The organism is Alteromonas sp. ABV2_168 (assembly GCF_056161165.1).
Genome location: NZ_JBSWYQ010000002.1, coordinates 202,289 through 216,127 on the forward strand (window position 1 = coordinate 202,289; position 13,839 = coordinate 216,127).

Genomic DNA, 13,839 nt, shown 5'->3' on the forward strand with positions numbered 1-13,839 from the left:
TGTAAAAACGCATACCGGGACCAGCCCGGTATGCGGCCTGGTTTAAAACTGCATAGTAGCGCCAAGCATATAAGTGCGGCCGCTGGTCGTGCTGTTGTAAGCACGATCATGAGAGTCGCTGTATAACTCCTGACGTTCGTCGGTCAGGTTTATGCCTTCAAAGCTCAGCTTAATCGCGTCAGTCAGCTGATAGAATGAAGAGAAGTCGATGAATGTCGTGCCATGATAGCCTGACTCATCCTGATCACCGCTCGATGATGCGCCCGTGAGGTAGGCACTACGATAGGCAGCTGACACGCGCGCGCCCCACCCTTCCTGCTCGTAGTATATCGTGAAGTTGTAGCTATTTTTCGATAAGCCGGTAAATGCTTTTTCCTGGTCGTTACCCGTTTCACCGTAGATATTGCGGTACAGCGCATCACCATCTGCATAAGTATAGTTTGCGATTACACCTAAGTGATCAAACGGTGCAGGCAGAAAATCCAGGTCCCGGGAGAAGGTCAACTCCACACCTTTTATTTTCGATGCATCCATATTTTCCGGGCGTTGCAAGTAAAAGAGGCTGTCAACGGTTTTGTCTGCCGGTAGTAATGCGGCAGGTAACCCTAATGAGGAATACACCACCTCACTGGTAGTATCGACAATAAAGTTGTCGATGTCTTTATAGAAGATAGCTGCGGCGGCATAACCCACCTCATCAAAATACCATTCAAGTGCCGTATCCAGGTTCAAAGATTCGAACGGCTCCAGCATGGGATTTCCCATGGTTACGCTGGTGATTGCCTCGCCTGAGGTTTGTGACACTGACGCGTTGTAACTAAGTGAGCCTAAAGACGGCCGGGTAATGTTCTTACTTGCCGCGGCGCGCCAGAGAATGTTGTCCTGCAGTTCATACACAACGTTTAAGGTTGGCAGCACGTCAGAATAAGAACGGGTGGTTTCGATAGCGACCCCGGAAGAAATACCGGCTGCGGTAATATCGGTTTCGAAATAACGAAGGCCCGCGCTGACTAACAGGGGCTTACCCGCCAGTTCCGTTTCCCAACCGTATTGCACGTACATGGCCAGCGTTTCTTCGGTAACGGGAGATTTATCGTTTTGCGTTAACCCGCTGTCATCAATCTGGTAGCCTGTCAGGCCATAGAAATTAAGTAACGCGTCCAGATCGCCTTGCAACCAGTTAGTGTCAGGATGCTCGTTGTATACATTAACAAGTGCATCATTTAAGGCCGTGACACCTGTATTTTGTGGCGCGATGTTTTGCGCATTACTCTGGGTTAACTGCCAGGCAGAGTTTTCGAATTTCTTGTAATTCACACCAAACTGCAATTCGCCGGTATCACCAAGGAGGTAAGTAAAGTCTACTTTTGCGGTATCAAAATCGTTGGTGATGTAGTCTTCCTGCAGGTAGATGTCTTTCATCTCATAGCCGTCGATTTGCGTCGTATCGAAATCAGGCGACGAGCTAATGCCGTAAAAGCGGTCTTGTCTGAAATCGGTTGCTATATCGACAATACGTTTCGCATGGATATTCGACTTAATCACTTCGGGCTGGTCAAAATCAGAAGAACTTGTGCCTATCACCGCAGTGGCATACAACGCCGGGGTAATCGTCCAGTCCATGGTTAATGTATACTGGTCAAACACCGATTCGTTGTAGCGTCGTGAGTTTTCATTACGCCAGGTTGCATCCTCGTACATGGCATACACCACTTCTTTCTGGCCATTGTTTTCTTCCCAGATGAGGTCAGAAACTACGCTATTGTCCTTCACGGCCGAGTGATGTTCATCAGTATTGTTTTCCAGTTCTGCGTGCATAATATCAAGCGTGAAGGAAAGCGAGTCGGAGGGTTTGTACTGAAAAGCCGCGGTTATGCCCAGCCGGTCCTGCGTGTTGTTCCAACGGGAAAAACGGTGTCCGCGGGGAAACCACAACTCGCCTGAATCCAAATCGGCTTGCAGATCTGTGTTCGCCGGGTCGGCCGCTGTTTTGCCACCTTCGCGACGCCAGCGGGTGGTGTTGGTACCGTATTCAGCGGTATGTCGCTGACTGTAAGCCACCGATACCAGAGCACCAAATTTGTCCCACGTATTAGAAATCAAACCTGCCATGCGCGGGTCGGTTTCTTCGCTGTTACTGTTGTAGCCGCCCCGCACAGACAAAGCGCTTTTAAAGCCATCGTAGTCAAAAGGCTTGGCGGTAAACAAACCTACCGTGCCCCCAATACCGCCTTCTTCCTGATCCGCTGAGTAGGTTTTGCTGATATCAATACGGTTAAACAATTCGGAAGCAAAAACGTTGAAATCAAAGCCCCGGGTCCGGCTTACGCCACCACGGGCATCCATGGGTGACGCTGACGTACCCATGGCTTCCATACCGTTTACCTGTACCCGGGTAAAATCAGGTCCCAGACCGCGAAGAGAGATTTGACGGCCTTCGCCGCCTTCACGGGTAATAGTCACCCCCGGTACCCGCTGTAGCGAATCAGCAAGGTTAAGGTCAGGAAAATCAGCAATATCCTCGGCTAAAATGGTATCGCGGGAGATAATTGCATCTTTCTTTAAGTCTTTTGCCTGAATCAAAGAGCGACGAAATGAGGTCACTTCAATCACTTCAAGAGAATCGTCTGCGGCGGGGGCCTGCTGCGCCATGGCTGGCGTCATGCCCGTTAAACCCGACAGTACACTTAACGCAAGTGTGGTTTTCATAAATCGGTTTTTCATGTGTGTTCCTAAATGTGCAAAGTAAAAGGTGAACGTACCGGTGCGCGCGGGTAACACATGTAATGAGTCAACAGACGAAAAAAGCAGACAGTTTTTTTGATGAAGGTTTTGTGACGGTGAGAATTTATCGGGTCAGGGTTATTTAATCAGCTCCCCGCTTGACTTCCCTCCGGGCTCTACTACTTTTCTAATATAACGTTGTCAAAGTAACAGACCATGGATAAAGATTTATTGTACAAGATCGGCAGCAGTCAGTTTGTGCGCCTGCCTGAGGATTTCAGATTTGAAAGCATGCTGGAATTCGATATCAATGAAACCGGCAGCACGGTATCCATTCGCCCTGCCATTCATGATCAGCGCACGTTTACAGCGTTTCCCGGTACACGTATTTTGCCAGCGGGTGTTGCTGCGCTTTTAAATCCTTAATAAAGAACTGAGCTACCAGCGCGGCACCAAGCGTATTCAGGTGAGTGTTGTCTTCGTTGCCATCAGGGTAACGGGTGTACAGGCCAGGCGGAATGCGCAGAAAGTATCTCACCGTGGCGGCATCCCCTTCCTGTTCGAAGAAATCACAGGTGTGTTTGTTCATATCGAAGAACGCTACACTTTCTTCCTTTGCTACTTTGCGGGCCGCATTCACATAGTCATCCAGCGTGTGCTTCAGATAGCCCTGTTCATCAAAATGACGGCGGCAAATAGAGCTGGCAATCAGCGGTGTGGCCTTTTTATCGCGGATATCTTTGATGTAACGGTGCAGATACGCCGGATAGTCTTTCTCTGCAGAGGCATAACGGGCAGGGTCACTTTTCTTCTGATCGTTGTGGCCAAACTGGATCAGCACGTAATCCCCTTCTTTCATTTCAGATAACGCCTTTCCCCAGCGCCCTTCATCAATAAAGCGTTTGGTGCTGCGGCCATTCGCTGCATGATTCAGAATTTCCAGCTCAGGTGAAATAAACGCCGGCAATAACATGCCCCAGCCGCGCTCCGGGTAAGCCAGATTGGGCTTGATGGACATGGTAGAATCGCCGATGAGGTGCAACGTCGTGCGGGTGGGATCCTGCGCCGCAGCGCTGAAAGCCGTTGCTGCGAAGAAGAGAGAAAGAATCAGCTTTTTCATGAAAAATCCTTATGTTAAACGAAAAAAGGCCATCATTACTGATGGCCCAAGGGACACACTACCACTGTGTTACATTCTGTAGCTTACGCCCAGAAAGAATTGTCGCCCGGTAGACTGACTGTTGATGATGCGCATGGCATCCGCATCGATGTACTCATCAATGGTTTCATCGGTCAGGTTAATACCTTCAAGGGAAACTTTTAAGTTCTCAGAAATCTTATAGCTGGTTGAGAAATCAACGTATGTAGTCGAATCCATGATGCGCCATTTGCGCTCGTCTGTGCTGCTGAGGTTTGTGTAGAACTCACCACGGTAAGCCGCCGACAGACGTGCACTGAATACATCATCTTCCCAGTACAGCGTGAAGTTAGCTGATTCATCAGACTGACCGGTCAGCGGGCCGGTGCGGTCTGCGCCGTAAGTTACTTCAGAATCAACCAGTGTCAGGTTAGCCAGTACACCGAACTTCTGCATCCACTCAGGACCAGGCAGGAAGGTCAGCGGCTGCTGATACTGAATTTCAAAACCGCTCAGGTCGCCACCGGTACCGTTTACAGTACGGCGAACCTCAAAGGTTTCATCAATCAGGTTGTCGCGCTCTGCGCCCAGTAATGACTCAGGCAAACCCGTTTCAGCCCAGCTCAGGAACTGCGTTTCTGAGGTCGGGAACGACTCGATATCTTTGACGAAATACGCCAGTGATAACAATGCGCCTTCGTCGAAGTACCATTCAACAGCGAAATCAGTGGCATCAGCACGGAACGGCTCGATGTACGGGTTACCGTAAGATACGCGGTAATCACCGAAAATCGACACGCTGCCGCCCGGGCTTAACGTACCCAGATTCGGACGGGACATTACTTTCGCCCAGCTTGCACGCAGAATTAACTCGTCGGTCATTTCCAGCGCCAGGTTCACAGACGGTAATGTGTCTGTGTAATCATGCTCAACCGTCACTTCCTCAGTACCGTTGATGATACCGGTAGATTCCAGGTTCGTTTTCACATGACGCACACCGGCGTTACCGCGCAGTACTTTGTCACCCACTTCCGTATTGAAATCGGCCTGAGCGTAAATACCTGTGCTGTCTTCTGTTACGGCACGGGTATCACCCGGACGCACGTTGTAAGGCCAGCAACCGCTGTCTACAAAGTTGTTGATCTTGTCGCCGTCAGCCATAAAGAAGCTCTGGCCACCGAAAGAGACCACTTCACCGTCGGCGTCTGTGACTACGTTACTGATCCCGCAGGCGTTGCCGTCAACTGTACCGTCTGCTTCATCACGGGAAGCAAAAGACGCATCGGCACGTACACCGGCAATTTCATAGCCGTATTCACGCCAGGTGACACCACCGCTCAGCGTCACTTCATCATTCAGCAGATAGTTCAAATCCAGACGGGCGGTGTCTGTAGATGCTTCGGCATCATAAATACGGTCACGGAATTCAGACACTTCCCAGTTCGCCGGATTCGCCGTATCGAAGCTGTAGCCGATAGACGGAGACAGCATATCTGAGAAGTCATAGCTTACTGCTGAGCTCGCTTCTGCGTATTCCAGCATCTTACGCTCATCGTTATCGCTGAAGTGCTCGTAAATAACCGTAGATTCACGGTTATCCAGCGTCGACTGTGACGTACCGGCCAGGAAGCTCATGCTCAGTTCATCAGTAAAGTGATGATCGATGTTCACACTGAACTGGGTAAATTCAGATTCCCACTCAGCCACAAAGTACTCCGAACGTACATCAACATCAGCAATGGTTGCGGCGTACATGGTGTTGTTGCCGTCAATCTGATAGGCGGTCACGTCTGATTGCTGGACACCGGTGGCACCGGTACGGGCAAGAGAAATCGCTTCCATGAACGGCTCGTCACGGCGTGAATCAATGTTTGCATACAGGGCATCAATTGAAATCAGTGTGTCGTCAGAAGGTACAAACTGTACAGCCGCTGTTAAACCAACGCGGTCCTGATCGTGCGTTTTATCCGCAAAGCGCGGGAAGCGCGGGTGCCATGCACTGCTGACGGCAGCCACATCGGCTTCTGAGTCACAGGCTGAACACGCTCCGAAGGTGTCATCTTCCCATCGGCCTGTGTCTGAACCGGCGTTATTGACGATGCGTTGCGATAAGGAAGCCGAGAACAACACACCGAAGGAATCATCTTCGTTAGTCCATGATGCCAGACCGGATAAGCGCGGAGTCAGCTCGGAAGACTGGTCGTTATACGAACCCTGTGCGTTTACCGCCACAACATCTTCATTAAAATCAAAAGGACGACCGGTACGCAGAGATACCGTTGCTCCTAAGGAACCCTCATCTAATTTTGCCGAGGTAGTTTTATGCACACTTAACTGATTAAACAGTTCAGAGGCAAATACGTTAAAGTCGAAACCACGGCTGGTTCTTACCCCACCGGTACCGGCAGCCAGCGACTGGGCCTGCATACCGTTTAACTGCACACGGGTGAACGTCGAGTTCAGGCCGCGTACGGTGATTTCCCGGCCTTCACCGGCTTCACGGGTAATCGCTACGCCCGGCAAACGCTGCAGCGCTTCTGCCAGGTTCTGATCAGGGAAGTCAGCAATGTCTTCTGCAAGAATGGTGTCTACGGCACCGGCTGATGACTGCTTCAGAGACAGGGCTTTCGCCAGGCTGTCTGCGTAACTGGTGGCACGAACCGAAATAACTTCAATGTCGTCATCTGCCGGTGTGGCGGGAGCTGTTTGTCCCCAGGCAGATACGGAAGTTACAATTGCGGTAGTAACGGCTAAGCTGAGTGGTGCTTTCTTAAAACCTTTGGCAAATTTCATGAGTATTCCTCACGGGTCTTTCTACGTTTTTATTTCGCTACACTTACATGTCATGTTCCGTGCAGCCCGGATCCTCTCTGCCACGTTCACAGGGTTTTACCTGTCGTGGCTATTATTTTTCCATGTAAAGCTGTGGTAGATACAGAGGTCTGCCTTACATTTGTTTTACATCCTAGATCCAATTGCTACCGGTGGCAACACTTTTTGTGTATTTTTTGTAAACAACAGTTTAACTAATACTAAAGGCTAAGAACCCCCTGATATGCCGCAGGGAAATTGGCTAGACCAATTGATTCATATAGAGATGAAAGCCACGTGGCACCCTGCTTATATAGATCAAAGCGGATGAATGTTAACCCTTACGCACTAGCTATAACAACTTGACAACACACATCCCACCCCTCATTATGCTACCGGTAGCACGTTAAGTATTTAAATTGTTAATTTTTGGAGATCTCCATGCGTAAGTTCTTTAGTTCCGTACTGCTTATCGCGGCGGCCTGCACCGCCCCGGCCAGTGTTATGGCAGCGGATTCATCAAGTTACTTAGACAACACCCAACCCTGGTCTGTACGTATGGCCGAATCGGAAATGGTACGCTTTCCTGAAGCGTGGATGATCGACTGGGATGAAGAGCCCCAATGGGACTATGTGCATGGTCTGAACCTGCTGGCGTTCTCTAAACTGTATGAAAAAACCGGTGATCAGAAGTATTTCACCTACATCAAAAACTACTACGACCGTTTTGTGAATGAAGACGGCACCATCAATACCTACGTCCGCAGCAAGTTTAATATCGACATGATCAATCCGGGCAAAGTACTGTTCTTCCTGTATGACCAAACCGGTGATGAAAAATATAAACTGGCCGCCGACACCCTGCGCGACCAGCTGAACGACCATCCCCGCACCAGCGAAGGCGGTTTCTGGCACAAGAAGCGTTATCCGTCACAAATGTGGCTGGACGGCCTGTACATGGGCGCACCTTTCTATGCCGAATACATCATGCGTTACGGTAACCCTGAAGAACTTAATGATGTATACAAGCAGTTTGAGCTGATTGAAAAACACCTGTACAGCGACAAAACCGGTCTGCCACGTCACGGCTGGGACGAATCCCGGGATCAGAAATGGTCAGACAAAGGCACCGGCCTTTCTGCTAATCACTGGTCACGTGCGTTAGGCTGGTATGCCATGGCCATTGTGGATGTACTGGAAATTGTGCCTTCACAGGATGAAAAACGTGAGTGGCTGGTATCCCGTCTGCAAAACTTTGTAGACCAGGCCGTGAAATATCAGGATGAAACCGGCGCGTGGTATCAGGTAACCGATCTCGGCGATAAGAAAGGTAACTACCTGGAAGGCTCCGGTACTGCCATGCTGACTTATGCGATTGCCAAAGCTGTGAACATGAACGTATTGCCTGAAAGCTACATGGCGTATGCGAAAAAAGGCTTTGCCGGTATGGAAGATCAGATGATTTCTGTCGACCCGGCGAACAATGTTATCAGCCTGAACAACATCTGTGCCGTAGCCGGTCTTGGCGGCAACCCGTACCGCGACGGTTCTTTCGATTACTACCTCAGCGAACCGGTACGTGCTAACGACGCAAAAGGCGTGGGCCCGTTCATTCTGGCAGCACTGGAACTGGAAAAATAATCATGGGCATTCTGCATACTCTGAAATCTCTGCCCTGCGCACCTGCGCTGGCTGTTATGGCAGCGACTGCCGCACTGGGGGGCTGTGCAGATGCACAGTCTTCCGCAGCAAAATCGCCGGCAGTAGCCGCAAGCAGCGCTGAAGATAACGCAAACGATCCGCGGCTGTGGATTTCAGATTTGCAGAACGGTGAATACCGTAACCCCATCCTGCATATCGATTATTCCGACCCAGACGTAGTGGCCGTTAACGGCCACTACTACATGACAGCATCAAGCTTTAATGCCGCCCCCGGCCTGCCGGTGCTGCACTCTACCGATCTGGTTAACTGGGAACTTATCAACTACGCCCAGCCACAGCAGGTACCACTGGATGTGTTTGCTACACCCCAGCACGGTAACGGCGTATGGGCACCGAATATCCGTTATCACGACGGTAAATTCTGGATTTTTTACCCTGACCCCGATTTTGGCATTTATGTGACCACCGCTGCCGATCCTGCCGGTAAATGGAGCGAACCTGAATTAATTCTCGCCGGCAAAGGCCTTATCGACCCTACCCCGCTGTGGGATGACGACGGCAAAGCCTGGTTACTGCATGGCTGGGCAAAAAGCCGCGCCGGCTTTAACAATGTGCTCAGCTTACGGGAAATGTCCGGTGATGCCTCACAGGTCAGCGACACGTATACCCATGTGGTCGATGGCAACGCAATTAACGGTTACCGCACACTGGAAGGTCCCAAGTTTTATAAGCGTAACGGCTACTATTACATTTTCGCCCCGGCCGGCGGCGTGGAGACCGGCTGGCAGTCGGTGTTCCGTTCTGACAACATCGCCGGCCCTTATACACCCCGAACCGTGATGGACCAGGGCGACACGCTCATTAACGGTCCCCATCAGGGTTCATGGATCCACACCAATAAAAACGAAGACTGGTTTATTCACTTTCAGTCCCGCAAGGCATACGGCCGCATTGTGCATTTACAGCCCATGCACTGGGAAAACGACTGGCCTGTTATCGGTGAAGATAAAGACGGTGACGGCACCGGCGAACCGGTATACCGCTGGAAGAAACCACTGACTGACAACCCGGGCGAAGTGAAACCTCAGCCCGCGACGGATGAATTCAATGACGAATTGGGCATTCAGTGGCAGTGGAATGCCAACTGGGAACGTGACTGGTACAGCATCGATAAGCAGTCCGGCGTGCTTACCTTACCGGCACAGCCCAAAATCACCACCACCGGCGATAATCTCTGGTCTACACCGTCACTATTACTGCAAAAGCTGCCGGCACTGACTTACGACGTGCGCGCTGAAATCATTCTGCAGGAAGACGGTGCACAGGCCGAAGGCGGATTGCTGCTGTTCGGTGAAGATTATGCCTGGATCGGCGTAAAACCCGTGGACGGTGAAACCCATCTTGTTTACGTGCAGTGTAAAAACGCCCGCACCGGTTGCGATGAGACGGTACACGACTATGGCCCGGTAAATGCACTGTTCAGTGAAAATGGAACAGCAGATGACAGTGCCACCACCAGAATCATCGAACTGCGCTATGTGATGGCCGGTGATGCCACCGCCATATTCAGCTACCGCGTTAACGCAGAGGCCGCAGGAAGCGGCGCGCAGAGCGCTAATGCAACACGCTTTACGGTGGTGGGCGAACAGTTTAAAGCCAGACGCGGCCGCTGGGTCGGCGCAAAAACCGGTCTGTTCAGTGTGTCTGCGGATGCAGACGCCGCAATGTCCGGTGCAAAACTGTCTGATGCAACACAAAGCGCCCCGGCATCACTGAAGGTGAATTACTTCAGATTTTTGCCGCGACGGAGACCCTAATCATGTTACAGGCTTTCATGCCACAATCTGATGTCAGCACACGGCTTCGCTGCCTCACAGCCGCAGCCCTGTGCGCGCTTTGTGCCGCCGGTAGCGTGCCGGTGAGCGCCAAAGATTATCCCGTGGACGACAGCTACAGCATTTCCCAGCGCTTCTATGCCTATCGGGGAGAACATCCCGAACTTAAAGAGCCGGTACTCTCCTTCACTGAAGGTCAGCAGGTGTTATTCGACCGCCGTTATAAAGTGGCAGATGGCCGTGAACTGCATCTGGATGTATTTTTGCCCGCCGCAGACAAAGCCAATGATCAGGCAATCATGTTCATTCACGGTGGCGGCTGGCGTTCAGGCAATAAAAGCCATTTCTACCCGCTGGCGAATTTACTGGCTCAGCAAGGTTATGTGGTGATCACTCCTGAGTACCGGTTATCCATGGAAGCGCAATACCCTGCCGGGCTTGAAGACATCAACGACGCACTGGCGTTTGCAAAAGAGCATGCTGCTGCCTGGGGATTCAACCCGACCAGAATTGCCCTGGGCGGCGGCTCTTCCGGCGGTCATATGGCCGGACTCATTGGTAATACCGCCAACACCACCCTGTTTAAGGGTGAACATTCAGCAGACGCCGTGCGCGTAAACGCTGTCGTCGACCTTGACGGCGTGCTGGATTTCACCCACCCCTTGGCCCTTGCAAGTGAAAATAAACGCAAGGACAAATCCGCTGCCGGCATGTGGTTCGGCGGCGCGTATGAAACGCTGCCGGAACGCTGGGCAGAGGCATCCACCGCCAAACATATCGATGCAGACTCGCCGCCCATGCTTATCATCAGCAGCGGCCAGATGCGCTTTACTGCCGGCAAAGACGAAGTGCTCGACAAACTCAGCAGCCACGGCATTGCCAGCAAGTATTATCAGTACGACAACAATATCCACACATTCTGGCTGTTTGAACCGTATCTCACAGAAACCGCAGAGCGGATCCACACCTTCTTAAGCCAGATAGCATCCGGAGTTAATCAATAATGGGTTTTCAAGCATCCCGACGCAACTTACTTAAATTAGCCGGCAGCAGCGCCGCCACCGCAGGTTTTCTGGGGTTATCAGGCTGCAGCAGTGTTACGCAAACCTTTACGCAACCTGTGGCCACCGTCGATTTCGACTGGAACGACGATGCACGCCGCATCCGTCAGCGTATCCGTGCACCTGAATTTCCGCCGCTGCATGTCAGCATTACTGAATACGGCGCAAAGCCCGCCGGTGAAAGCAGCGGTCAGGCAGATGCCACACAGGCTATCCGTGATGCCATCAGCGATGTGGCTGCACAGGGAGGCGGTACCGTTGAAGTGCCCGCCGGTGAGTTTTATACCGGCCCGGTACATTTAAAATCCAATATCAATTTTTATCTGGCCAAAGGCGCGGTACTGCATTTCATTCCCGAGCCTGAGCTTTACAAGCCATATGTGTTCACCCGCTGGGAAGGCACTGAACTGATGGGCTATTCCCCGCTGATATACGCCTTTGAAGAAACCAACGTGGCGATTACCGGCGAAGGGACACTGGAAGGCGGCGGCAGCCCGGACAACTGGTGGCCGTGGAAAGGTAAATGGAAAGAAGCCAAATGGGGTGATCATCCCGTGGCAAACCAGAAATACACCCGCGATGTGCTGCGTCAGATGGCCGAAGACGGTGTGCCGGTGGCAGAGCGTGTGTTTGAAGAGAACTATCTGCGCCCGCCTTTCATTCAGCCATACCGCTGTAAGAACGTGCTGATCTCCGGCGTGACTATTCGTAACTCCCCCTTCTGGCTGGTTAACCCGGTACTGTGTACCAATGTGACCGTACGGGATATTTACTGTCACAGCTATGGCCCCAATTCTGACGGCTGCGATCCGGAAAGCTGTACCGATGTACTTATCGAGAACTGTACGTTTGATACAGGGGATGACTGTATTGCCATTAAATCAGGCCGTAATGCCGATGGCCGCCGCGTGGCACAACCCTGTGAAAATATCCTCATTAACGACTGCACCATGAAAGCCGGTCATGGCGGTGTGGTGATTGGCAGTGAAATTTCCGGTGGCGTAAGAAACCTTTATGCACAGAACTGTGAAATGAGTAGCCCGGATCTCGACCGTGCCGTGCGCATTAAAACCAACTCTATCCGGGGCGGACACCTTCAGAACCTGAACTACCGTCAGTTCCGTGTGGGCCAGGTAAAAGATGCCGTAGTGATTAACTTCTTCTATGAAGAAGGCGATGTGGGTGAGTTCACACCCAAGCTGGAAGATATCACCATCGAGAACCTGTATGTGCAACATGCCGAACGGGCTTTTGTGCTGCGCGGATACGATCACACGCCCATTACCGGCGTGTCGCTGAAAAATCTGATATTCACGAAGGTTGATAAAAAATCCATAATTGAGAATATAGATAATATCTCTCAGCAAAATATCCGTGTGAACGGAAAAACCGTGGAACTCCCTGATGTCTAGAATATGTTGTTTGTTGTTGGTCGTACTGTTAGCAGGATGCAGCAGCGAGAAGCCGGAACGCTTTTTACCTGAATCTGTCACTGCTGATGCCATTGTGGCCAGTACCGCCATCGACGAAACACATTATTCATCTATACAGGAAGCCGTTAACGCCGCCCCGCAGGAGGGCGGCTGGACCATCGCCGTCGCGCCGGGGGAATATTACGAGCGCGTGGTGATAGATAAACCCGGCATCACCCTTATCGGTGCCGGTATGGATCAGACCAAAATTGTATTCGACCGCTACGCCGGCAAAGCCGTTACCCGCGGCAGTGAAGAACACTGGGGCACCTCACGCAGTGCTACTGTGGAAATTACCCGTCCCGGCGTACACATTGCTAACCTCACCATCGAAAACGGCTTCGACTTTTTAACCGAAGATGCCAGAGAAAGCAGCGACCCGGCCAGAGTGTCCGGTATGCAGGCAGTGGCCCTTAAAATTTCAGAATACACCGACAAAACCTTTATCGAGAATGTTGCCCTGCTCGGGTATCAGGATACCCTGTACGTCCGTGGCGGGCGCAGCTACTTCAAAGGCGGCGAAATCCGGGGCAATGTGGATTTCATATTCGGTGACGGCAATGCCTATTTCGATACCGTCAGTATCTATTCCCGCCCCAGAGGGAAAGACATGGACATCACCGGCTACATCACCGCCCCCAGCACGCTGATTTCAGATACTTTCGGCCTGACCTTCGTAAACTGCAAACTGCTGCGTGAAGAAGGCGTACCGGACAACTCCGTGCCACTGGGCAGACCCTGGCACCCCACCACCACCTTCGACGATGGCCGCTATGCCAACCCCTTCGCCATCGGTAAAGCCGTGTTTATCAACACCTGGATGGATGCACACATCACCACAACCGGCTGGGCCTCCATGGGCGGTTCAACTAAAGAAGGCGGCAGAAAAGAATTCGACCCCATCAACGATGCCCGCTTTGCGGAATATGGCAGCAGCGGCCCGGGCTACGCCATTAACGAACAGCGCCCCCAGCTAGGCGTAGAAAAAATGGATATTTATAAGCGGTTTAATATTTTGAATGGTTGGGAGCCAGAACTTACCGGCACGCCAAAGTAAACTACCTCAACAAACAAGTTCCGCTGAGCAATTAGTGCTTAGCGGTCTATCTCATGCCATTTCTGTTAGTTGAAAAACA

General features: G+C 51.5%; 9 protein-coding genes. 6 read left to right on the forward strand and 3 right to left on the reverse strand.

From position 1 onward, the window contains the following. Positions 1 to 42: 42 nt before the first annotated feature. Entirely contained in the window at positions 43 to 2,724 is a 2,682-nt protein-coding gene (locus ACXAH4_RS03820) for a TonB-dependent receptor (protein ID WP_474880763.1), read from the reverse strand. A 216-nt stretch (positions 2,725 to 2,940) separates the two neighbouring features. Here ACXAH4_RS03820 and ACXAH4_RS03825 point away from each other — a divergent pair, with 216 nt between their 5' ends. Further along, entirely contained in the window at positions 2,941 to 3,150 is a 210-nt protein-coding gene (locus tag ACXAH4_RS03825; RefSeq protein ID WP_474849051.1) for an AbrB/MazE/SpoVT family DNA-binding domain-containing protein, read from the forward strand. On the opposite strand, the gene ACXAH4_RS03830 is transcribed toward ACXAH4_RS03825, so the two are convergent. Continuing rightward, positions 3,089 to 3,844, reverse strand: a complete 756-nt coding sequence (locus ACXAH4_RS03830) for a rhamnogalacturonan acetylesterase (protein WP_474880765.1) — start codon at positions 3,842 to 3,844, stop codon at positions 3,089 to 3,091. The two genes, ACXAH4_RS03825 and ACXAH4_RS03830, sit on opposite strands and share 62 nt — an antisense overlap. A 69-nt stretch (positions 3,845 to 3,913) precedes the next feature. Next, a complete protein-coding gene (locus ACXAH4_RS03835; RefSeq protein WP_474880767.1) occupies positions 3,914 to 6,655 on the reverse strand; it encodes a TonB-dependent receptor in 2,742 nt (913 codons plus the stop codon). A 459-nt stretch (positions 6,656 to 7,114) separates the two neighbouring features. Between ACXAH4_RS03835 and ACXAH4_RS03840 the strand changes: the two genes are divergently transcribed. Genes ACXAH4_RS03840 through ACXAH4_RS03860 form a run of 5 tightly spaced genes read left to right on the forward strand, consistent with a single transcriptional unit; the run spans position 7,115 to position 13,760 of the window. Then, entirely contained in the window at positions 7,115 to 8,314 is a 1,200-nt protein-coding gene (locus ACXAH4_RS03840; protein ID WP_474866351.1) for a glycoside hydrolase family 88/105 protein, read from the forward strand. 2 nt (positions 8,315 to 8,316) lie between these two features. Next, the gene (locus tag ACXAH4_RS03845; RefSeq protein ID WP_474880769.1) at positions 8,317 to 10,152 is read left to right on the forward strand and encodes a glycoside hydrolase family 43 protein; all 1,836 of its coding nucleotides are present in this window, start codon (positions 8,317 to 8,319) and stop codon (positions 10,150 to 10,152) included. Positions 10,153 to 10,154: 2 nt separating this feature from the next. Further along, entirely contained in the window at positions 10,155 to 11,174 is a 1,020-nt protein-coding gene (locus ACXAH4_RS03850; RefSeq protein WP_474880771.1) for an alpha/beta hydrolase fold domain-containing protein, read from the forward strand. Then, a complete protein-coding gene (locus tag ACXAH4_RS03855) occupies positions 11,174 to 12,643 on the forward strand; it encodes a glycoside hydrolase family 28 protein (RefSeq protein WP_474880773.1) in 1,470 nt (489 codons plus the stop codon). The genes ACXAH4_RS03850 and ACXAH4_RS03855 overlap by 1 nt, the downstream gene beginning before the upstream one ends. Continuing rightward, the gene (locus ACXAH4_RS03860) at positions 12,636 to 13,760 is read left to right on the forward strand and encodes a pectinesterase family protein (protein ID WP_474880775.1); all 1,125 of its coding nucleotides are present in this window, start codon (positions 12,636 to 12,638) and stop codon (positions 13,758 to 13,760) included. Before ACXAH4_RS03855 ends, ACXAH4_RS03860 begins: the two co-directional genes overlap by 8 nt. Positions 13,761 to 13,839: the final 79 nt, after the last annotated feature.

Bases quoted from the DNA above. Each gene is read 5' to 3' on its own strand.
- ACXAH4_RS03820 (WP_474880763.1), bottom strand. From the start codon at position 2,724: ATGAAAAACCGATTTATGAAAACCACACTTGCGTTAAGTGTACTGTCG.
- ACXAH4_RS03825 (WP_474849051.1), top strand. From the start codon at position 2,941: ATGGATAAAGATTTATTGTACAAGATCGGCAGCAGTCAGTTTGTGCGC.
- ACXAH4_RS03830 (WP_474880765.1), bottom strand. From the start codon at position 3,844: ATGAAAAAGCTGATTCTTTCTCTCTTCTTCGCAGCAACGGCTTTCAGC.
- ACXAH4_RS03835 (WP_474880767.1), bottom strand. From the start codon at position 6,655: ATGAAATTTGCCAAAGGTTTTAAGAAAGCACCACTCAGCTTAGCCGTT.
- ACXAH4_RS03840 (WP_474866351.1), top strand. From the start codon at position 7,115: ATGCGTAAGTTCTTTAGTTCCGTACTGCTTATCGCGGCGGCCTGCACC.
- ACXAH4_RS03845 (WP_474880769.1), top strand. From the start codon at position 8,317: ATGGGCATTCTGCATACTCTGAAATCTCTGCCCTGCGCACCTGCGCTG.
- ACXAH4_RS03850 (WP_474880771.1), top strand. From the start codon at position 10,155: ATGTTACAGGCTTTCATGCCACAATCTGATGTCAGCACACGGCTTCGC.
- ACXAH4_RS03855 (WP_474880773.1), top strand. From the start codon at position 11,174: ATGGGTTTTCAAGCATCCCGACGCAACTTACTTAAATTAGCCGGCAGC.
- ACXAH4_RS03860 (WP_474880775.1), top strand. From the start codon at position 12,636: ATGTCTAGAATATGTTGTTTGTTGTTGGTCGTACTGTTAGCAGGATGC.